Origin of the sequence: Cognatishimia activa (assembly GCF_001458335.1) — a bacterium.
GTDB classification, from domain to species: domain Bacteria; phylum Pseudomonadota; class Alphaproteobacteria; order Rhodobacterales; family Rhodobacteraceae; genus Cognatishimia; species Cognatishimia activa.
Genome location: NZ_CYTO01000020.1, coordinates 74,283 through 94,224, shown reverse-complemented (window position 1 = coordinate 94,224; position 19,942 = coordinate 74,283). Strand labels below are relative to the sequence as shown.

General features: G+C 55.2%; 17 protein-coding genes. 8 read left to right on the top strand and 9 right to left on the bottom strand.

Annotated elements, in window-relative coordinates; genetic code table 11:
• Positions 1–61: 61 nt before the first annotated feature.
• From murJ to TA5113_RS10225, 3 genes are read right to left on the bottom strand one after another with little or no spacing between them, the layout of a single operon-like run.
• A complete protein-coding gene (gene murJ / locus TA5113_RS10235; RefSeq protein ID WP_058315084.1) occupies positions 62–1,600 on the bottom strand; it encodes a murein biosynthesis integral membrane protein MurJ in 1,539 nt (512 codons plus the stop codon).
• Positions 1,597–4,407, bottom strand: a complete 2,811-nt coding sequence (locus tag TA5113_RS10230) for a [protein-PII] uridylyltransferase (RefSeq protein ID WP_370736443.1) — start codon at positions 4,405–4,407, stop codon at positions 1,597–1,599. The genes murJ and TA5113_RS10230 overlap by 4 nt, the downstream gene beginning before the upstream one ends.
• Positions 4,367–5,539 carry a penicillin-binding protein activator gene (locus tag TA5113_RS10225; RefSeq protein ID WP_058315759.1) on the bottom strand — a complete coding sequence of 391 codons (1,173 nt, stop codon included), beginning with the start codon at positions 5,537–5,539 and terminating at the stop codon, positions 4,367–4,369. Before TA5113_RS10225 ends, TA5113_RS10230 begins: the two co-directional genes overlap by 41 nt.
• 93 nt (positions 5,540–5,632) lie before the next feature.
• On the opposite strand from TA5113_RS10225, the gene rsmI reads away from it, so the two are divergent.
• From rsmI to gshB, 3 genes are all read left to right on the top strand, one after another.
• Positions 5,633–6,490: a 16S rRNA (cytidine(1402)-2'-O)-methyltransferase gene (rsmI, locus tag TA5113_RS10220; RefSeq protein ID WP_058315086.1), complete on the top strand. Its 858-nt coding sequence runs from the start codon at positions 5,633–5,635 to the stop codon at positions 6,488–6,490.
• 70 nt (positions 6,491–6,560) lie between these two features.
• Positions 6,561–6,896: a YraN family protein gene (locus tag TA5113_RS10215; protein WP_245627156.1), complete on the top strand. Its 336-nt coding sequence runs from the start codon at positions 6,561–6,563 to the stop codon at positions 6,894–6,896.
• A 78-nt stretch (positions 6,897–6,974) separates the two neighbouring features.
• On the top strand, positions 6,975–7,916 hold the full coding sequence (gene gshB, locus TA5113_RS10210) for a glutathione synthase (RefSeq protein WP_058315088.1): 942 nt from the start codon (positions 6,975–6,977) through the stop codon (positions 7,914–7,916).
• 3 nt (positions 7,917–7,919) lie between these two features.
• On the opposite strand, the gene TA5113_RS10205 is transcribed toward gshB, so the two are convergent.
• Genes TA5113_RS10205 through cobU form a run of 4 tightly spaced genes read right to left on the bottom strand, consistent with a single transcriptional unit; the run spans position 7,920 to position 11,506 of the window.
• Positions 7,920–9,428, bottom strand: a complete 1,509-nt coding sequence (locus tag TA5113_RS10205; RefSeq protein ID WP_058315089.1) for a YifB family Mg chelatase-like AAA ATPase — start codon at positions 9,426–9,428, stop codon at positions 7,920–7,922.
• 53 nt (positions 9,429–9,481) lie between these two features.
• Positions 9,482–10,363 carry a glutathione S-transferase gene (locus TA5113_RS10200; RefSeq protein ID WP_058315090.1) on the bottom strand — a complete coding sequence of 294 codons (882 nt, stop codon included), beginning with the start codon at positions 10,361–10,363 and terminating at the stop codon, positions 9,482–9,484.
• Between the two features lie 58 nt (positions 10,364–10,421).
• A complete protein-coding gene (locus TA5113_RS10195) occupies positions 10,422–10,988 on the bottom strand; it encodes a histidine phosphatase family protein (protein WP_058315091.1) in 567 nt (188 codons plus the stop codon).
• The gene (gene cobU, locus TA5113_RS10190; protein WP_058315092.1) at positions 10,985–11,506 is read right to left on the bottom strand and encodes a bifunctional adenosylcobinamide kinase/adenosylcobinamide-phosphate guanylyltransferase; all 522 of its coding nucleotides are present in this window, start codon (positions 11,504–11,506) and stop codon (positions 10,985–10,987) included. The genes TA5113_RS10195 and cobU overlap by 4 nt, the downstream gene beginning before the upstream one ends.
• A 74-nt stretch (positions 11,507–11,580) precedes the next feature.
• Between cobU and TA5113_RS10185 the strand changes: the two genes are divergently transcribed.
• The 5 genes from TA5113_RS10185 (at position 11,581) to TA5113_RS10165 (ending at position 17,322) form a co-directional block, all read left to right on the top strand.
• Complete coding sequence (locus TA5113_RS10185; RefSeq protein WP_058315093.1) at positions 11,581–12,456, top strand: RNA polymerase factor sigma-32; 876 nt, start codon at positions 11,581–11,583, stop codon at positions 12,454–12,456.
• 80 nt (positions 12,457–12,536) lie between these two features.
• Positions 12,537–13,736 (top strand): bifunctional phosphopantothenoylcysteine decarboxylase/phosphopantothenate--cysteine ligase CoaBC, encoded by a 1,200-nt coding sequence (coaBC, locus tag TA5113_RS10180; RefSeq protein ID WP_058315094.1) that lies wholly within the window; start codon positions 12,537–12,539, stop codon positions 13,734–13,736.
• A 17-nt stretch (positions 13,737–13,753) separates the two neighbouring features.
• Positions 13,754–14,215, top strand: a complete 462-nt coding sequence (gene dut, locus TA5113_RS10175) for a dUTP diphosphatase (protein WP_058315095.1) — start codon at positions 13,754–13,756, stop codon at positions 14,213–14,215.
• Positions 14,215–15,252, top strand: coding sequence for a HesA/MoeB/ThiF family protein (locus TA5113_RS10170; RefSeq protein ID WP_058315096.1), 1,038 nt, complete (start codon positions 14,215–14,217; stop codon positions 15,250–15,252). The genes dut and TA5113_RS10170 overlap by 1 nt, the downstream gene beginning before the upstream one ends.
• Positions 15,253–15,309: 57 nt before the next feature.
• A complete protein-coding gene (locus tag TA5113_RS10165; protein ID WP_058315097.1) occupies positions 15,310–17,322 on the top strand; it encodes a M3 family metallopeptidase in 2,013 nt (670 codons plus the stop codon).
• 64 nt (positions 17,323–17,386) lie between these two features.
• Here TA5113_RS10165 and TA5113_RS10160 read toward each other — a convergent pair whose 3' ends face one another.
• Together TA5113_RS10160 and TA5113_RS10155 are read right to left on the bottom strand one after the other, a co-directional pair.
• Complete coding sequence (locus tag TA5113_RS10160) at positions 17,387–19,228, bottom strand: KpsE/RkpR family capsule polysaccharide export protein (protein ID WP_058315098.1); 1,842 nt, start codon at positions 19,226–19,228, stop codon at positions 17,387–17,389.
• A complete protein-coding gene (locus TA5113_RS10155; protein WP_058315099.1) occupies positions 19,206–19,865 on the bottom strand; it encodes an ABC transporter ATP-binding protein in 660 nt (219 codons plus the stop codon). Before TA5113_RS10155 ends, TA5113_RS10160 begins: the two co-directional genes overlap by 23 nt.
• Between the last annotated feature and the right edge of the window lie 77 nt (positions 19,866–19,942).

Sequence of the window (19,942 nt, the reverse complement as noted above, 5' to 3'; positions counted from 1 at the left end):
GTAGGGTGGGGGTTTACCCCACCTTCAGGATCGCATTAACATGGTGGGGTAAAACCCCACCCTACGATTTCCCACCTTTGATAATCTGGCGCAGGTTAAAGGCGCCAATTGCGTGGCCAGCGACAAAGTAGACTGCTGCTCCAGCGATAACCAACGCAAGCAAGGCAAGGTAACGCCAGCCATCTGTGTAAAGCGCGGTTTGAAGCAGTTCTTGCAGACCAAAGAGGGCAATTGCCATTGCGGTGGTTGCGGCAATAATGCGCGGCAAGCGGCGTGCAAATTGGGCGTCAAACTTTGCTACGTCCCCAAAGCCGCGCGCGCCGATCCAAAGAAACGCCACCATTGCCCAACCAGCAACGGTTGTCGCAACCGCAGGTGCCATCCAGCCAATAAAGGGATGAAGCCCAAATGCCAGCGCGGCGTTAATAATCATCGCATAGACCGCAAAACGAAACGGTGTTTTGGTGTCTTCACGGGCAAAGAAGAGCGGCTGCACGAGCTTTTGCAGCACGAAAGCGGGCAAGCCCAAACCGTAGATTGCGACGGCCCAAGCGATGGCTTCACTATCTGCAGCCGTCGTTTCGCCGCGTTGATACATTACGGAAACAAGCGCCAATGGGATCACCAAGAACGCCACGGCACTTGGAATCGTCAACGCGAGGGCAAATTCACCGGCACGGGAATAAGCATCGCGCGCGCCACTATCATCGCCTGCTTTCAAACGACGAGAGAGTTCCGGCAGCAAAACAATCCCGACCGCAATCCCAACAACGCCCAAAGGCAGTTGATAAAGACGGTCCGCTGCGAAAAGCCAGCTCACGGCAGACTCTGTGCGTGACGCAACAAGCTGACCGACTACAAGGTTGATCTGCATCACGCCAGAGGCCAATGCAGCCGGTATTGCGACCTTTAGCATGTGAGACATATCCGGCGTCCAACGCGGGCGGCCAATGCGCAGCGTGATGCCGGCGCGTTCTGTTGCAACCCAAACCAGTGCCAGCTGTGCGATGCCTGCGACTGGGATCGTCCAGATTAGCCAATTGATGACCTCGCCACCAAGAAGATAGCCAAGGGTCATCGCGCCTACGGCGAAGATATTGAGCAGAACCGGTGCCGCAGCGGCGGCTGCAAAACGGCCCGTGGCGTTCAAAACGCCTGAAAACAAAGCCGCTAAGGACATACAAATGATGTAGGGAAAGACGATCCGTCCGTAGCCGACAGTCAAATCAAACCGCGCATCGCCGTAAAACCCTTCGGCTGTCAACCAAACAAGCCCGGGCATAAAAACCATGGCGATGGCAATTAGTGTCAAAACCGCAAAAGCCAGCCCATTCAACGCATCCTGAGCGAAGGCCTGCGGATCGTCCCCGACCTCATATTTCTTGGAAAACATGGGCACAAAAGCTGCGTTAAACGCGCCTTCGGCGAAGAAACGGCGGAACATGTTGGGCAGGCGGAAAGCGGCGACAAAGGCGTCAAATACGGCTCCGGGCCCGATCAGCGAGAGGATCATGATCTCGCGTGCAAACCCCAATATGCGGCTGGCAAGGGTCCAAAACCCGACGGTCATAAAACCGCGTATCAGCCGGATCGGCTTCACCCGTTCGCCCTCTCATAGCCCTTGGCGATGGCGTCGCGCAGGCGCTTCTCAAGGGTTTTTTGTTTGCTCTCTGTGTAGAATTTCAATCCGAACATGTCTTTGACATAGAATGTATCCACCACCTGTTCCCCGTAGGTCGCAATGACGGCAGAGGCGACGTAGATATTGCTGCTCGCTAAGGAGCGCGCGAGGTCATAAAGCAGACCCGGCCGATCGCGGGTGTCCACCTCGATAATTGTGTAGATATCCGAGCCTTCGTTGTCGAAGGTGATGGTCGTTGGGACGCGGAAAGCACGTTCGCGTTTCTTGATAACGTCGCGCGACTTCATCGCCTCTGTCGTGACCACTTCGCCCATCAGGGTCTTGCGGATCATCTGAGACAGACGCCCCAAGCGGCTGGCCTCATAAGGGCTGCCTTCTGCGTCCTGAACCCAGAAAGCGGCGGTGGCATAGCCGTCTTTGGACGTGTAGGTGCGTGCATCGACCACGTTCGCGCCGACCAGTGCCAATGCACCGGACAGTCGCGAGAAGATCCCCGGGTGATCTTCCAAAGCAAACAGGACACGTGTTGCATCGCGATCCTCATCTGGCTCTAGGTCGATATGGACTTCGTCACCATCAAGGTTTTGCAAGAGCTTTGCGAATGCCACATGGGCTTCCGCAGGCAGACCTTGCCAATAAGGATCGTAATGACGGGCGCATTCCTCTTTAACGAGCTTGCTTTCCCAATCTTTAAGGCGCAGACGAAGCGATTTTTTGGCTTCGTTGGTCCGTTGTGTGGTATTGATCGCTTCGGCGCCACCCTCCAGCGCATCACGGGTCAAACTATAGAGATTGCGGATCAGCGTGGCCTTCCAGTTGTTCCAGACGTCTGGTCCAACGCCACGAATGTCACACACTGTGAGGACAGTGAGCAGGTCGAGCTTCTTCACCGATGTAACGGCCTTCGCGAAATCACGAATGGTGCGCGGGTCTGAAAGATCGCGTTTCTGCGCAACGTCAGACATCAGTAGGTGATAGCGCACGAGCCATTCGACGGTTTTGCATTCTTCCTTGTTGAGCCCCAGACGCGGCGCGACTTTCTTGGCAATCTTCGCGCCAAGGATGGAGTGGTCTGTGTCGCGCCCTTTGCCGATGTCATGCAAGAGCATGGCCACCATAAGAACCTTGCGATTGATACCGCGTTTCAGGATTTCAGAACTTAGAGGCAGTTCTTCAATGAGATCCTCACGTTCAATCTGAGTGTAGGTCGAGATCACCTGGATCGTGTGCTCGTCCACAGTGTAGGAATGATACATGTTGAACTGCATCATTGCGACGATGGGTTCGAACTCAGGAATGAAAGCAGAAAGAACACCCAGTTCGTTCATGCGACGCAGAGCACGCTCTGGATTGCCGTGCTTTAGCAAAGTGTCCAAAAAGATCTTAGCCGCCCGCGGGTCGGCGCGCATGTCATCATCGATGAGATGCAAATTGGCCTGCAACAGGCGCATGGTATCTGGGTGGATCAGAACCCCGGTGCGCAAGGCTTCTTCAAACAGCCTAAGAATATTGAGCTTATCCGCCAGGAATTCAGTTTCGTCAGCGACTGAGATCCGGTTGTTCGTGACGATATAACCCGCTTTTACTTTCGGGGGGCGGCGTCGGAAAATCCGCTCCAAAAGTGGGGCAGATTTTGTGTGGTTGTCTTCGAGCTTAGTGAGCAAAATCCGCGTCAGGTCCCCAACTGCCGTCGCGTTGCGGAAATAGTCCTGCATGAAATGCTCAACCGCACGGCGGCCGTCTTTATCCGTGTAACCCAACCGTTCAGCGACCATGACTTGCATGTCAAAACTGAGCTGCTCGGTTGGTCGGTTATTGATCAAATGCAGATGTGCGCGCGTTGCCCACAGGAAGTTTTCGGCGCGTTCAAAAAGTTCGAATTCGTCCTGATGGAAAAGGCCCAAGTCGACCAATTCCCGCGTCGTATTCACGTGGTAGACATATTTCGCAATCCAAAACAACGACTGCAAATCGCGCAGTCCGCCTTTGCCTTCTTTCACATTCGGCTCAACCACGTAACGCTGGCCCTGTTTTTTGTGGCGTTCATCCCGTTCGGCGAGTTTTGCGTCGATAAATTCACTCTCGCTGCCTTTAAAAAGCTCGTTCTCAAGGCGGGTTGTGAGTTGAGCAGATAGAGAAATATAACCCGCCAGAAAGCGCTGTTCCAAAAGCGCGGTTCGGATCGTGAAATCCTCGCCACCCAGTCGGATGCAATCCTTGACGGTTCGAGAACTGTGGCCAACTTTTAGGCGTAGATCCCAGAGGATGTAGAGCATCGACTCAATCACGCTCTCCGCCCAGCCGGTGATTTTGTAAGGCGTTAAAAACAGCAGATCCACATCGGATTGCGGCGCCATTTCTCCGCGCCCGTAGCCACCCACAGCAAACAGAGCGATGCGTTCGCCTTCGGTTGGGTTTGCATTTGGGTGAAGCGCGTGGGTCGACACGAAATGCGCTGAATTGACCAAACAATCGGTGAGCCAAGTATAGGCGCGCGTCATTGGGCGCGCAGCAAATGGATCTTTCTCAAAAGCAGCAGCGATGGCTGCGCGACCGTTCTTCTGCGTTTCGCGCAGCAGTTCGACCACAGCTTTGCGTGTGTCTTTTGCGTTATTCGCCGCAAGGCAGGCGTCAACAATTGCCGCGCCCAATTGGGCGCGGTTGACGATCAAATCTGCATCGCAAATGAGGTTGTCCGGTGGGACCGGGAGAAAAGCGGCAGGATTAGAAGCCTGCGTCGCCAAAACTTCTTGGTGCTGGGTCAATGATAACAACCTGTTTGTCGCGGATCGTGGCCACTGCCAACCCGCGTTCGTTCGTTCCATCCGCGCGAAGGCGGAAAACTCCGTTGACGCCATTAAAGCCCGCACCTTGGGTGAGAGCGGCGGCTGTCAGAGCATCTGATTTGCCTTGCGAGACCAAGGCGCCAATTGCTGCAATACCATCATAAGCAAGCCCACCGATTGGATGTGGCGTCGTGCCATAAGCGTTTGAGTAGCGGTCACGGAACTGACCGGTCAGCGCCGGATCAGGCATCGCGAACCACCCCCCTTGAACACCCGGCAGAGCAAGGGTCTGCGCGGGAATGTCCCAGCGGGTCAAACCAATGAATTGCGTGTCCGTTGGGTTCACACCAGCTTCGGGCAATAATTGAGAGAAAAGAGGCAAGGCACCCGACGTGTCTGATGTGAAAAAGATCGCATCAGTTCCGGTGCTGCGTGCGGTGTTGCGGACTTGATCCACTGCATTGATCACGCCTTTCTGGGAAAATTCGTAAGGCACGGATCCGGCACTGCTTGCGCTTGTCGACGCCAAAGCGTTGGCGATCGCGTCACGTCCCGCCTCGCCAGCAACATTCTGCGCATGGACAGTCAAAATATTGGATTTGCCGTTTCGTGCCGCGAAGCGTGCAAGGCGATTTGCGCTATTTTGAAAGGTTGGCCCAAGTACAAAGACGTTACCGCCTGCAATTGAGGTGTTGTTTGAGAAGGACAGAACGTTCACGTTCCGACCTGCAAGCGCAACGCCAACCGCATTAGACGGGCCACTGCGCACTGGCCCCAGAATGATCTTAGCGCCTTCGCCAACCGCTTTAAGGGCTGCAGTCTGCGCGACCCCCGCATCACCTGCAGTGTCGTAGACACGCAGGTCGATCTGCACGCCTTCCAAATCCGACATCGCCAAACGCGCTGCGTTTTCAAGGCTTTGTGAAAGTACCGCGTCTCCTGAAGACTGTGAAGATTTTGGAACCAAAAGCGCGACAGGTACGGGTTTTGCAGTGTTGATCGATGGGCCGCCGCCAATTGTGACGGGTTCACAAGCTGATACAAAAGCCGCAGCACTTATGGTCAGCAGACCTTTCAGAATTTTACGGCGCGGTTTAAAAGCAGCAAACATGAACAACATCCTCAGACTGTACCAAATGGGCGGCGCAACTCGTACCGCCGTTTCGACTGCGGATAATAAACGCCCCAAGCGGAGGGTCCAGCGTTGAATCATCAAATCGTTCCTTTGAAGGCGGGGCTGTACTTTGTCGCAACACCGATAGGTACGGCGCGTGACATCACGCTGCGTGCATTAGATATCTTGGCAAGCGCTGATGTGCTGGCCGCGGAAGACACCCGGTCGTTGCGTCGGCTTATGGAGATTCATGGGGTTCCATTGGGGGATCGCAAGGTTCTGGCATATCACGACCATTCTGGCGAAGGCGTACGCCAAAAGCTGATCGAGCATTTGGACGCAGGTCGATCCGTTGCATATGCTTCGGAAGCCGGGACACCTTTGATTGCAGACCCGGGCTATCACTTGGCCAAAACGGTCTCGGAAGCGGGGCATCTGGTGACTTCTGCGCCGGGTCCGACCGCCATTGCGACAGCATTGACGCTCGCAGGGCTGCCGACGGACGCGTTTTTCTTTGCGGGTTTCCTGCCGAACGCAAAAACTGCGCGGCGCAATGGGCTAGACGCGGTCAAAGACGTTCCGGGCACCCTTGTCTTTTATGAAAGTCCGAAACGTTTGGCCGAAATGCTTGGCGATGCTGCGGACGTTTTGGGTGCAAGCCGAAACGCGGTTGTTTGTCGTGAACTGACCAAAAAATTTGAAGAAGTGCGCCGCGGTGAGCTGTCAGAACTGGCCAGCTCATTCGGTGGTCAGCAGGTCAAGGGTGAGATCGTTGTCTTGATTGACCGCAAGCAAGGTGACGACAATTCCGCTGAAGACATCGAAAGCGCGCTTCAAAAGGCATTGGAGAACATGACGGTGCGCGACGCCGCCGACACCGTCGCAAAGGCCTTCGGCACCAATAAACGCAAAGTTTACAAGTTGGCGCTAGAGCTGAAAGGGAAATAAAGGAAAGCCCTGTCATATGCAGCCATATCAAAACGCAACATTTCGTTCCCAACGAGGAAAACGGAATTTCTTGGCCGGACAGGCTGCAGAACACTCTGTTCGGCGCATCTATCAGGATCGCGGCTTCGATCTGATTGCACAGCGTTGGCGCGGCGGCGGCGGGGAACTCGATCTGGTCTTCAGAAAGGGCGACAGTTTAACCTTCGTTGAAGTCAAAAAGTCGCGGAGCCATGAGTTGGCTGCGCAGCGCGTTTCGCAACAACAAATCCACCGTATTTTTAACGCAGCATCCGTTTTCGCGAGTAAGCTGGAAGGCGGAAATTTGCTGGAGATGCAGTTTGATGTGGCACTGGTTGATGGTGCAGGCGCGGTTCAAATTCTTGAAAACGCACTGATGGCGTTCTGATCGCCATTGCAACCGGCAGGGCGCTACGCCATGTAATGGGCTGAACCACAGGACAAGCCCAGAACGAGCCAGAACAAAATGACCAAAAGAATCGCCTTTCAAATGGACCCGATTGATGCGGTCGATATCAACGCAGATAGTTCATTTCGGATTGCCGAAGAAGCGCAGGCGCGCGGGCATCAATTGTTTTACTACTCCCCAGACCAGCTGGCTTATGAAGAAGGCGTCATCACGGCACGCGGGCATTCCATGGTTGTGCGCCGTGAGCAGGGCAACCACGTGGATCTCGGGCCGCTTGAGAAAGTTGACCTTAGTGATTTTGATGTGATTTGGCTCCGCCAAGACCCGCCGTTTGATATGCATTACATCACATCCACGCATCTACTTGACCGCCTGAAAGATGATGTGTTGGTGGTGAATGACCCGTTCTGGGTGCGGAATTACCCGGAAAAACTGCTGGTTTTGGATTTCCCAGAGCTGACCCCACCAACCACAATTGCGCGCGATCTCGAGACGATCAAAGACTTCAAAGCCAAGCATAAAGACGTGATCCTAAAGCCGCTATACGGCAATGGCGGTGCAGGCGTTTTTCGGCTTGATGCAAATGATCGTAATCTCTCGAGCCTGCATGAGCTCTTCACGGGGTTCAGCCGAGAGCCGCTGATTGTCCAAAAGTTCCTGCCTGATGTGAGCAATGGCGACAAGCGAGTCATCTTGGTTGACGGCGAACCCGTTGGCGCGATCAACCGCGTTCCTGCGGCTGGAGAGACCCGCAGCAATATGCATGTGGGCGGTCGGCCTGAGAAAATTGGTTTAACGGAACGGGACCTTGAAATCTGCGCAGCCATCGGCCCGCTTTTGAAAGAAAAAGGGCAGGTGTTTGTGGGGATTGACGTCATCGGCGATTACTTGACCGAGATTAACGTGACCTCGCCGACGGGTATTCAAGAGCTTGAACGCTTTGATGGTGTGAATATTGCTGAAAAGATCTGGGAAGCGATTGAAGCGAAACTCGTCTGACGCTTAATGTGCCGCAGCCATCCGGTAGCTGATCGCTTCTGCTATATGATCTCGGTGGATTTTGTCGCTTTCGGCCAAATCGGCAATGGTGCGCGCAACACGTAATACGCGATGATAACCACGCGCGGTGAGGCCAAACCGCTCGGCAGCCTTTCCCAACAGCGCGCGCCCTTCATTATCTGGGGCCGCCACCTCTTCCAACAGTGCACCCTGCATATCGGCGTTGGATCGAATGAAGCTTTGGTCTTTGAAGCGTGACATCTGCTGCTCCCGCGCGGAAGCTACGCGCGAAGCGATCGTGGCTGATGTCTCTCCGTCAGCCGGTAAATCCAAGTCTTGATAGCTCACGGGCGGGACCTCAATTCTCAGATCAATACGATCCAATAACGGGCCAGAGATGCGTCCAAGGTAGTCCTCTCCACAATTTGGCACTTTCGGGCAAGCGCGTGATGGGTCGTACATGTAGCCGCATTTACAGGGATTTGCGGCGGCGACCATCATAAAACGGCAGGGATAGGTCACGTGGGCATTCGCGCGCGCAACCATGACCTCTCCGGTTTCAATCGGCTGGCGCAGTGTTTCCAAGACCTGCCTTGAAAACTCTGGCAGTTCATCCATGAAAAGGACACCGTTATGGGCAAGGCTGATTTCTCCCGGCGAGGCGCGTCTGCCGCCGCCGACAATTGCGGCCATCGACGCGGTGTGATGAGGTTCCCGGAAAGGGCGTTGCATCGAAATGCCACCCTGATCCAATAGTCCTGAAAGCGAATGGATCATGCTGGTTTCCAGCGCTTCAACAGCAGACAGGGGCGGCAAAATAGTTGGCAAACGGGACGCGAGCATAGATTTTCCTGATCCGGGCGAGCCGACCATCATCACATGATGCCGTCCTGCAGCGGCGATCTCTAAAGCGCGTTTGGCGCGCTCTTGGCCTTTCACGTCACGCATGTCTTTTGTGCCGACCGCGGTTGTCACTTCGCCGGGTTCGCACGGTGGTAGCGGGCTTTGGCCGGTAAAATGACGGATCACATCCGCCAAATTACCGGCACCAATCACCTGCGCCGCGCCGACCCAAGCGGCCTCTGCTCCGGAGGCTTCGGGGCACAGCAACATCCGGTTTTCTTCGGCCGCGGACATGGCGGCGGGTAAAGCGCCAATAACGGGCACCAATGCGCCATCAAGTGACAACTCGCCCAATGAAACGGCTCCTTCTGCCGCATCTTTCGGGATAATCTCTATCGCAGCCAACAAGGCCATGGCGATGGGTAGGTCGAAATGGCTGCCTTCTTTGGGGAGGTCCGCAGGCGATAAGTTGATTGTGATGCGTTTGGACGGCAGAGCAATTGCTAAAGAGGTCAGGGCTGCACGGACCCGGTCGCGCGCTTCAGAAACCGCTTTGTCAGGCAGGCCGACGACGGAGAACGCGGGCAATCCAGCGGTCACCGCGCATTGGACTTCCACTTGATGCGCTTGCACGCCCTCAAAGGCGACGGTGTAGGATTTGGCGACCATGGCTCTCCCCAGCGGTTTGCAAGAACCATATTGGGGAGAGCGTTACTCGATTATTAACCATGTTCTGCGCGGACTTGGGTGAATGCGGGCCAAGCTTCTGGGTCGGCAACGGTTTTGTCACGGCAGAAGGCATTACAAAAACCGTAGATCACACCGTCTAGCTCAAGCATATTGGTGCTTTTCTTGCCGCTATATGGGCACAGATCGTTAACAGGTGCGCCTTCAGCGGCCTGAGCTTTCAATGGCGTTGGGCCTGGCCAGGCTCTCTGTGGGTGTGGCTGATCATAAAATGAAAGATGAGCGCCGCGAACCAGTCCCATGGCCCGCCAACGCCGCAAGGCAAGGTCATTGAGGTGCATGTCGACATAGGCCAGTGCTCTGCTTCCAACTGGTAGGCTAAACCCAGCAATGCGCATAGCGACCGGGGCATACATTGCATCAACGGCGGAATAGTTGCCGCAAAGCCAACCACCATCCTCGGTGCCGCATTCTTTTCGAGCCCATGCCCAGATTTCTTCGATCCTCTCGAGGTCAGCCAGCACAGCAGCATCTGGGCTTTCCCAAACAAAAGACTGTCGCAGATTCATTGGGCAAGCATTGCGCAATGAGGCAAATCCCGAATGCATTTCCGCCGCCAACGACCGAGCAACAGATCGATGCTTTGGGTTTTCAGGCCAAATTCCTGCGTCTGGGTGCCGGTCTGCCAGATCCTCGGCAATGGCATAGCTTTCAGAGATGATTCCACCGTCTGGGGTGCGGATCGTGGGGACGGTCCGGGCGGGTGCAAAGCTTGGCATCTGTTCTTTGACAGATGCGTCGGAGCTGAATTCCACCAGAGTGACATTGCGTGGAATGTCGAATTTTTCAAAAAGCAACCAGCCCCTCAGGGACCACGAAGAATAGGCATAATCGCCAATAACAAGATCATAGGTCATAGCCAGAGGCTACGTCAGGTGGCCCGGTCAGCAAAACGAGGTTTTGTTGAGTGCAGCATCACAAAACGTGATTAATCCTTGGGGCGGACCAATTTGGCTGTGTGTGGATTTCGGTGACGGAGAGGTTGCTGATCTTGTGACCGAAGGCCTCATAAGCCGAGATGTTTAGGGCCCGTTGGATTTGCGTAACGACCACACCAAAATGGCAAACGACCACTAAGTCGCCCTCGTATTCCGACATCAAAGCGTCAATCGCTTGGTCGACACGGGCGGAGAACCCGTTCCAGTTTTCGCCATTTGGTGCGTTGATTTCCCCGGGTTGATCCCAAAACGCCATCATGTGGTCTTTGTCTGCAATTTCCGTGTGGGTCTTTAGCTCCCAATCCCCGAAGTGAATTTCACGCAGGTCACTATGATGGGGCAAACGCAGGCGCGCGCCTTGAATGGCGTTTGCCGTTTCAATTGCACGTGACAGGTCAGAGGACACTATCTTGGCGTCGGCCGGTAGCGATGCCTCAAGCCGTGCCAAAGCGGCTGTATCCGAAAGGTCCGCCGGTAGGTCAGACCAACCGACCATGGATTTTGCATGGGTGGGGCCATGGCGCACAAGGAAGAGGCGGCTCATGGCAATTGCCCCTTTAGAACATTCGGCAGACCGGCAACAACAAACACGGCGAGCTCCGCCTGCGCCGCTATTTGCTGATTGAGCTTGCCTTGGGCGTCGCGGAATCTTCGTGCCAAAGCGTTATCTGGGACAATGCCCATCCCGACCTCGTTAGACACCACAACGACACGGCCGGAGCAGTCATTGATTTGAGCCAGAAGGCCTTCAGTTTCCGCAGCGATATCCGCCTCAGCCATCATATGATTTGAGAGCCACATTGTCGCGCAATCCAGCAAGACCACTTCATCTTGATTGATCGACGCAAAGGCGTCGGACAGGTCAGTAGGTGCTTCAATCGTGCGCCAATCCGTGCCACGCATCGTCAAATGAGCGTCTACCTTGGCGCGCATCTCCGCATCAAAGACCTGTGCCGTTGCGATGTAAACCCTTGGCGCACCTGTCTGAATCACGAGTTGCTCAGCGAAAGCTGATTTGCCGGACGCCGCGCCGCCCAGAATAAATGACAGTTTCGGTAACATTGGCACCTTAGAATTGATCCAAATTCCGCCCCCCTGCGTAATACCAGAAAAGCTGGCAAGCAAGGGAGACGGACATGCATACGCAAGAACGTAAGAACATGGTGACCCAAGCCGCCATGAAAACCAAATTGCTTGAACCGGAACAAGAGCTGGAACTGGCCCGCGCTTGGCGCGACGACAGAGACGAAAAATCCCTGCACAAACTGACCATGGCTTATATGCGTCTCGCGATATCCATGGCGATGAAATTCAAACGATACGGCGTACCAGTGCCAGACCTGATCCAAGAAGCCGGTGTTGGTCTGATGAAGGCGGCGGAAAAGTTTGACCCTGATCGCGGCGTGCGTTTCTCGACCTATGCGGTCTGGTGGATCCGGGCGAGCATTCAGGACCATGTGATGCGCAATTGGTCATTGGTTCGTACCGGGTCGACCTCCGCGCAAAAGTCCTTGTTCTTTAACCTGCGCCGCGTCGAGGCAGAGCTGTCGCGGGATGCACAAAAAGCGGATTTGGATCTTGATAGCCATCAATTGGCCCAGCAGGTCGCGACTGAAATCGGCGTTTCTGTAAGTGATGTGCAGATGATGCAGGGCCGTTTGTCCGGCAGCGATTTCTCATTGAATGCGCTGCAAGGGGCGGACGAGGACAGCCGAGAATGGATCGACATTCTTGAAGACGAAGATGCGATTGGCGCTGACACCGTTTCGCGTGACCATGATCAAGCGCAAGCAAAGGCGTGGATCGGGGAGGCGATGGACCATTTGACAGATCGTGAGCAAATGATCATTCGCCAGCGAAAATTGGCAGATGAAGCGCAAACGCTGGAAACTCTGGGTCAGGCGCTGGGCATTTCAAAAGAGCGCGTACGTCAGTTGGAGGTCTCTGCGCTGACCAAAATGCGCAACGCGCTTTCCGCACACGCGCCAGAGCTGCGTCAGCTTCTCGCTTAAGTCTTCGCAACGCGCGGGCGCGCTTGTTTCCGCCCGCGCAAATGCATAGTGTCTGATCAGCCTGACCTCGGAGGGGCCAAATGCTGGAAGACAAACGCATTCTTCTGATCATTAGTGGCGGAATCGCCGCCTATAAATCGCTGGATCTGATCCGCCAGCTTCGCAAACGCGGAGCGTGGGTCACGCCTGTTTTGACAAAATCTGCGGAAGAGTTTGTCACCCCGCTTTCCGTATCGGCGTTGTCAGAGGAAAAAGCCTATCGGGATCTGTTTGATCTGACCGATGAAGCAGAGATGGGCCATATTCAATTGTCCCGGTCTGCTGATTTGATCGTTGTTGCGCCAGCCACTGCAAATCTGATGGCAAAAATGGCGACGGGCCAAGCGGATGATCTTGCATCCACCCTCCTTTTGGCGACAGACACGCAGGTCTTGGTGGCACCCGCTATGAACGTGCGGATGTGGGAACACCCCGCGACTCAACGCAATCTTCAAATGCTCAAGCGAGACGGTGTCGCTTTTGTAGGGCCCAACGAAGGTGACATGGCGTGCGGCGAATATGGCCCCGGTCGCATGGCAGAGCCCGCCGAAATTGTAACTGCGATTGAAAACCAATTGGCGGAAGGTCCCCTGACCGGCCGGCGCATCATTGTCACGTCCGGCCCAACCCATGAACCGATTGACCCGGTGCGCTACATCGCAAACCGGTCTTCCGGCGCACAAGGCACAGCAATAGCGCGCGCGCTTTCGATGCTTGGGGCAGAAGTCGTGTTTGTCACTGGCCCTGCGGACGAGCCGCGCCCGGAAGGGGCCCATGTGGTCGAGGTCGAAACCGCCAAAGAAATGAAAGACGCCGTTGACGCAGCCTTACCTGCTGATGCTGCCATTTTCGCGGCCGCAGTTGCTGATTGGCATGTGGATGGGGCCAGCGACAGCAAGATCAAGAAGCAAGACGGCAAAATCCCAAGCCTAAGTTTTGCGGAAAACCCGGATATTCTCGCAAGCGTGTCTCAGTCAGGAAAAGAACGCCCAGCACTGGTCGTTGGGTTTGCTGCAGAAACAGATGATGTGATCGAAAACGCTACGAGAAAGCGTGTGCGTAAGGGATGTGATTGGATTGTGGCCAATGATGTCAGCCCGGAGACCGGGATCATGGGCGGTCGTGAGAACGCCGTTGTTTTGATCTCAGATGCGGGCGCCGAACACTGGCCGCGCATGGAAAAAGACGCCGTCGCCCGGCAATTGGCAGAGCGTATTGCTGCCGCTTTAGAAAACAACTGACCTCAAGAGGACCTACTGTGGTTGCCATCAAATTCACTTGGACCGAAACAGCAGATCGCGATCTTGGTTTGCCTTCCTATGAAACGCCCGGTGCAGCTGGCGCAGACCTGCGCGCAAATTTTGCTGAAGAAGATCGTGGCGGTGTCACCCTTGCGCCCGGTGAGCGGACGTTGGTGCCGACGGGTTTGCGTATGGAAATACCATTGGGCTACGAGGTGCAAATCCGTCCGCGTTCCGGCCTTGCATTAAAACACGGTATTACCCTGCCGAACACACCGGGCACCATTGATAGCGATTACCGCGGCCCGCTGGGGGTCATCGTTATGAACGCGGGTCAGGAAGCCTTCCATATTGGCCATGGTGATCGCATCGCTCAGATGATTGTCGCTCCGGTTTTGCAGGCGGAGTTCCTGCTCGCTGGGGATCTGAGCGAGACTGAGCGGGGCGCTGGCGGGTTCGGGTCTACAGGCGTCAACTGATGCTTCTGGTCCTAGGGATTTGCGCATCGGTTTGGGGATTGGGCCGCGTGCTTAAGCTCCCAAATCAGGTGATTTGGCCGATCCTTGGGCTCATCTATTTGGCTGTCATCAGTGTGAATTTGGTGCTGCCACCGGAAAATGGTTTGCGGGTCGCGACCGGTGGGTCTGCCGCACTTTGGCTGATGCTTGGGGGCGCGGGCGCTTTGGTTCTTGGGTATGTACGCGGTCTCAAGTGGCTAAAATCACGTGTGCAGAAACCAGGGCCGGTTGTGGAGCGACACGGGCCTTTCTCTGAAACGGAACTCAACCGATATGCGCGCCATATCGTATTGCGTGAGGTTGGCGGCCCAGGCCAGAAACGACTGAAAGACGCGCGTGTTCTTGTGGTTGGGGCAGGGGGGCTTGGCTCTCCAGCGTTGCTGTATTTGGCAGCGGCAGGGGTCGGCACGATCGGCGTGATCGATGACGACACTGTCGAGAACTCCAATCTTCAACGTCAGGTGATCCACAAGGATCAATCTATCGGTATGCCGAAAGTGCATTCCGCTGCGGAGGAAATGCGTGCGCAGAACCCATTCGTGACCGTTCTGCCTTACGCGAAACGTTTGACGGAAGAGCTCGCGAGCGAGCTGATCGCCGATTTCGATATAGTTCTGGATGGCACCGATAATTTCGACACGCGATACCTTGTAAATCGCATTTGCTTTGAACTGGGCAAGCCTTTGATTTCAGGTGCTTTGTCTCAATGGGAAGGCCAGCTTACGGTCTTTGATCCAAAGGGAAATACACCTTGTTATCAATGTGTCTTCCCCGAAGCGCCCGCGCCGGGCCTCGCGCCCAACTGTGCAGAAGCGGGCGTCATAGGCCCGCTTCCTGGCGTTATTGGCGCAATGATGGCGGGTGAGGCCATCAAGGTGATCACTGGGGCAGGCGCTGCGCTGCGGGGCGAGATGCTGATCTACGATGCGCTCTATGGCGAAAGCCGGAAGATCACGCTGAAACAGCGCGCTGATTGCCCGGTTTGTGGGGATAAATAACACTTCGCCATTGCGGATCAGCGACAGAGGCATAGGTTGTTTCCAAAGGAGACACCCATGACCAACCCGTTGCTTTCTGATTGGAAAACCCCCTTCGAAATCGCGCCATTTGCAGAAATCGCCGACGAAGATTTCATGCCTGATTTTGAAACGGCTTTGGCAGCCGATCTGAAAGAAACGGAAGCGGTGGCTGGCAACCCTGAACCCGCGACTTTTGCAAATACAATTGAGGGCCTGATGGCGACGGGCAAGGCCTTGGATAGGGTCGCAGGGGCGTTTTATACGGTGGCCGGTGCCGACAGTAACCCAGCGCGCGAAGCGATTATGCGAGAGATGGCGCCAAAGCTTGCAGCACATTCTTCAGCCATTTTTAGTAATAAAGCTTTGTTTGCACGCATCCAGCAAGTTTGGGAGCAGCGAGATGAGCTAGATCTGACGGATGAGCAAGCACGGGTCCTGATGCTAACGCATCGCGGTTTCGTTCGCGCAGGTGCGGCGCTCACGGGCGATGCTGATGCGCGTATGAAAGAGATCAAGTCTCGACTTGCTGTGCTTGGAACGGAGTTTACGCAAAACCTACTGGCGGATGAACGTGACTGGTTCATGGATTTGTCGGAAGAAGATCTAGAAGGCCTTCCCGGTTTTGTCGTTTCCGCCGCGCGGGCAGCTGGTGAAGAGAAGGGCGCGCAAGGTCCGGTGGTGACCTTGTCTCGGTCTCTCATCGTGCCGTTTTTGCAATTCTCGCCACGGCGCGATTTGCGTGAGAAAGCCTTTGCCGCATGGACGGCCCGTGGTGCAAATGGTGGAGAGACAGACAACCGAGAAATAGCGGCTGAAATTCTCGCGCTGCGTGAGGAACGTGCAAAACTGCTCGGCTATGCAAGCTTCGCCGATTTCAAGCTCGAAACCGAAATGGCCAAGACGCCTGACGCGGTGGAAAAATTGTTAATGGACGTTTGGGAACCGGCAAAGGCGCAAGCCGAAAAAGACGGTGCTGTGCTCGAAGGGTTGATGCATGCCGATGGCATCAATGACAGTCTGGCCCCATGGGATTGGCGCTATTACGCCGAGAAACGACGCAAGGCCGAGCATGACTTGGATGAAGCCGCGTTGAAACCGTACCTGCAGCTTGATCGGATGATTGAGGCCTCTTTTGCCTGTGCGAACCGCCTGTTTGGTCTGGAATTCGCGCCGTTGGATGTGCCGCTTTATCATGAGGATTGCCGCGCGTGGGAAGTCACACGTAACGGTGCACATGTGGCTGTGTTCATCGGCGATTATTTCGCGCGTGGTTCAAAACGCTCTGGTGCTTGGTGTTCGGCGATGCGTTCTCAGGCGAAGTTCCCTGAGACCCAAGCGCCTGTTGTGATCAACGTCTGCAACTTTGCAAAGTCAGACCCAGCTTTGCTGTCTTACGATGATGCCCGCACGCTGTTCCATGAGTTCGGCCACGCGTTGCACCAAATGCTGTCTAATGTGACCTATGAAAGTGTGTCCGGCACATCGGTGGCGCGCGACTTCGTCGAGCTGCCAAGCCAACTTTATGAGCATTGGTTGGAGGTGCCAGAGGTCCTCAAGGAGTTTGCAACGCACGCCGATACCGGCGAAGCGATGCCTGAGGCGCTGCTTGAAAAAGTTCTGAACGCCGCGAATTTCGACATGGGGTTCCAGACGGTGGAATATGTTGCCTCCGCGCTTGTGGATCTGGCGTTCCACGACGGCGATGCGCCTGCTGATCCAATGGCGAAACAGGCTGACGTTCTCAAGGGGCTCGGCATGCCTGCGGCGATCACCATGCGACATGCAACGCCGCACTTTGCTCACGTGTTTGCCGGGGACGGTTATTCCAGCGGCTACTACAGCTATATGTGGTCAGAAGTGATGGACGCAGATGCTTTTGAAGCGTTCCTAGAAGCGGGCAGTGCATTTGATGCAGACACGGCCAAAGCATTGGAGGCCAATATCCTGTCTACCGGAGGCTCGGTGGATGCCGCAGATCTGTACAAAAGGTTCCGAGGTCGTTTGCCCGGGGTTGAGGCCTTATTGAAAGGTCGCGGTTTGGCTGCCTAAAGAAAGCCCACATGGAAAAAAGGCCGCTTTTCAGCGGCCTTTCTTTTATAAGATTTAGCCAGTTTTATCCCGAAACTTGCTCGCGCAGGATCGATCCAGTCAGCGAGATCATCAGATAGATTCCAGAAAAGATCAGGAAGCTAAGCATGGTGTTCTCAAAGCTGCGTGGATAGCTTGGATCCTGTGATGTCACCGGCTGCACTGAGGTCGTCAGGTAACGCACCTGACGAGAGGCCTCGAGCTCTGTTTGGTTCAGGGTTTGCAGCGCAGCTGTCAGAATGATGTCAGCGGTTGCAAGGTCAGCCTGAGCAATCTGAATGGCCGCGGCTTGTCCCGCGAGCGATGACTGTGTGCCACCGACTTCGGTCATCCGGTTCTCTAGTCCGAGCAAAATAGACTGCAGGTTCCTGATATTGCCCCGAACACCATTCACCCGTGCTTGGTTTGGACGTGGATTGTCCAGCAACTGGCTCAGTTCCAACTGGTTTTCCTGCAGTTCCAGCTCATAAGTACTGATTTGTTGACGCAAGCTGGCAATCAGACCTTCTGGGTCCAAAACTGAGTTTTCTTGCAATTCAACAAGCGCTCTTTGTGCACTGCGTCGGTCTTCTTTGGCCTTCTCTAGGCTACGACGGGCGTCTTTTAATTGGTCCTCGCGCTTACGCTGCGACTGGCCGTCAACGCGGTCTTCCGCATAACCGATCAGTGCACGGGAGTATTCGGTGCTGGTGTCTGGATCAGGGGAGGAGACTTCCATGCGGATCACGCCGTCGGTGGGGTCAAAGCCGATTTTGACGTATTTTTGGTAGACCTTGTAAGCCTCTTCATTTGTCGGGTTCTCGCCAAGACGTTGGAGAGGATCTACAGATGGATCGGCGAATACAGATTTGAACCCGACATCCTCTTCCAAAAGCAACATCGCTTCTTTGGATTGCAGGAAGGATTGGGTGGAGGTCGAGTCTTTGGTGTCAAATTGGGAACCAGCAAGTGAGAAACCACCGGTCGGGCCCGCTTGTTCTGACGCGATGATCAGAAACTCGGACTTCGTGGAATACATCGGGGTCGCCATTTTGTAATAGTAGTAGCCGGCCAAGAGCGTCGGTAACATGACGAATGCAGCAAGCCTCGCGATCATCAGCACAGATTTGCGACGGCGACGCCGCGCGATGTCTTTTTGGATATCGCCGATTTCGCGGACGCGGCGTTCGGCAGGCGACGCCATTTCCATAGATGGTAAGTTCGCCTGACCAGCGGCCTGCGTTTGAGGCAGTTGTGGTGCGCCAGATGCGATCTGAGTGCCCGGAGGTGGTGCCACCTGATCCAGCATATTTTTGCTGCGGAACGGATCTAATCCTTGCGCGCGCAACAGCCGCACGGCGTCATAGTCGGATGTGGCCGCCAAGTTGTGTTTTTGAGCCAATCGGCGCGCCATGCGCAACTGTCGACCGGTCAGACCTTCTTGCCGGATCAGTGCAATCGCTTCCTCAGGGGAACTTGATGCTGGCATGGATGCTGGAGGTGCGGTTGTGCCACCGGTTGGAGGCGGCGCGGACGCTGCGACGTTAGGTGCGGCAGCGGCCATTTCCAAGCCGCCCATGTCTTCTTCGGTCGAGGTCGGCAAAGGCTGTGCATCATCAACCGTAGCATTGCGTGCGCGGCGTTCTGCGGATCGGGCCATGCGAGCCTGGCGCCGCGAAGCTCTATCGGAAACCTCGGCATCCGGTTGCGGAGCTTCGGCGTTTGGCGCGGTTGGGACCTCAGAGAGTTGTGTCTCTGGCATTTCTGCGGTTTCAGGCGCTACGCTGCTTTCAACGACATCGGATTCCGGCGCTGCAGGCGCTGCCGCAGATTGGCTGCCCGAGCTGCGCCGGATGCGGAATTTTTTAGCCTTGGGTTTGGTAGTCATAGAGCTGCTTTGCCTCTTCCAAGGTGTCAAACATATGCAATTGCCCGTTCACAAGCACACCGGCTGAGCGAGCAAATTTTTCCAGCGTTTTGGGCTGGTGGGACACGATGATCATGGTGGTGGTGCGCAGGCGTTCGCGAAGAACCTCCCCCGCTTTGCGATTGAATTCCACATCCGTGGAAGAGGGCATGCCCTCATCAACCAAATAAATATCAAAATCGAGCGCCAGCATCAGCGCGAATGAAAATCGCGCGCGCATGCCGGATGAGTATGTGCCCAGCGGCTGGTCGAAATATTCTTCGAGCCCGCAGAGCCAACGGCAGAAGGCTTCCACATAATCCGGATCAAGCCCGTAAAGCCGGGCGATATAGCGGCTGTTTTCCACGGCAGTGTGTTTGTTGACTACCCCACCCATAAAACCCAGCGGGAAGGAGATACGGCACGTGCGACGGATTTCGCCTTCGTCGGGTTTCTCGAGGCCTGCCATCATGTTGATGATCGTCGTTTTTCCAGAGCCATTGGGGGCGAGAATGCCAACGGATTCACCCAAATCCACGCGAAAAGACGCCTGATCAAGAATGACCTTGCGCTGCGTCCCCGTCCAGAAGGACTTACTCACGTTATCAAATTCGAGCATTCAACTGCTCCGGCTGCTCTGCCTTACGTTTATTAGAAGCCCCACCTTATTGGTGAAGTCTTAATAGGCCGCACATA

Excerpts from the sequence above, each read along its gene's own strand:
- TA5113_RS10185 (WP_058315093.1), top strand. The coding sequence starts at position 11,581 with ATGCATACGCAAGAACGTAAGAACATGGTGACCCAAGCCGCCATGAAA.
- coaBC (WP_058315094.1), top strand. The coding sequence starts at position 12,537 with ATGCTGGAAGACAAACGCATTCTTCTGATCATTAGTGGCGGAATCGCC.
- TA5113_RS10170 (WP_058315096.1), top strand. The coding sequence starts at position 14,215 with ATGCTTCTGGTCCTAGGGATTTGCGCATCGGTTTGGGGATTGGGCCGC.
- TA5113_RS10200 (WP_058315090.1), bottom strand. The coding sequence starts at position 10,363 with ATGACCTATGATCTTGTTATTGGCGATTATGCCTATTCTTCGTGGTCC.
- TA5113_RS10155 (WP_058315099.1), bottom strand. The coding sequence starts at position 19,865 with ATGCTCGAATTTGATAACGTGAGTAAGTCCTTCTGGACGGGGACGCAG.
- TA5113_RS10165 (WP_058315097.1), top strand. The coding sequence starts at position 15,310 with ATGACCAACCCGTTGCTTTCTGATTGGAAAACCCCCTTCGAAATCGCG.
- TA5113_RS10205 (WP_058315089.1), bottom strand. The coding sequence starts at position 9,428 with ATGGTCGCCAAATCCTACACCGTCGCCTTTGAGGGCGTGCAAGCGCAT.
- TA5113_RS10225 (WP_058315759.1), bottom strand. The coding sequence starts at position 5,539 with ATGTTTGCTGCTTTTAAACCGCGCCGTAAAATTCTGAAAGGTCTGCTG.
- TA5113_RS10160 (WP_058315098.1), bottom strand. The coding sequence starts at position 19,228 with ATGACTACCAAACCCAAGGCTAAAAAATTCCGCATCCGGCGCAGCTCG.
- TA5113_RS10195 (WP_058315091.1), bottom strand. The coding sequence starts at position 10,988 with ATGAGCCGCCTCTTCCTTGTGCGCCATGGCCCCACCCATGCAAAATCC.
- cobU (WP_058315092.1), bottom strand. The coding sequence starts at position 11,506 with ATGTTACCGAAACTGTCATTTATTCTGGGCGGCGCGGCGTCCGGCAAA.
- gshB (WP_058315088.1), top strand. The coding sequence starts at position 6,975 with ATGACCAAAAGAATCGCCTTTCAAATGGACCCGATTGATGCGGTCGAT.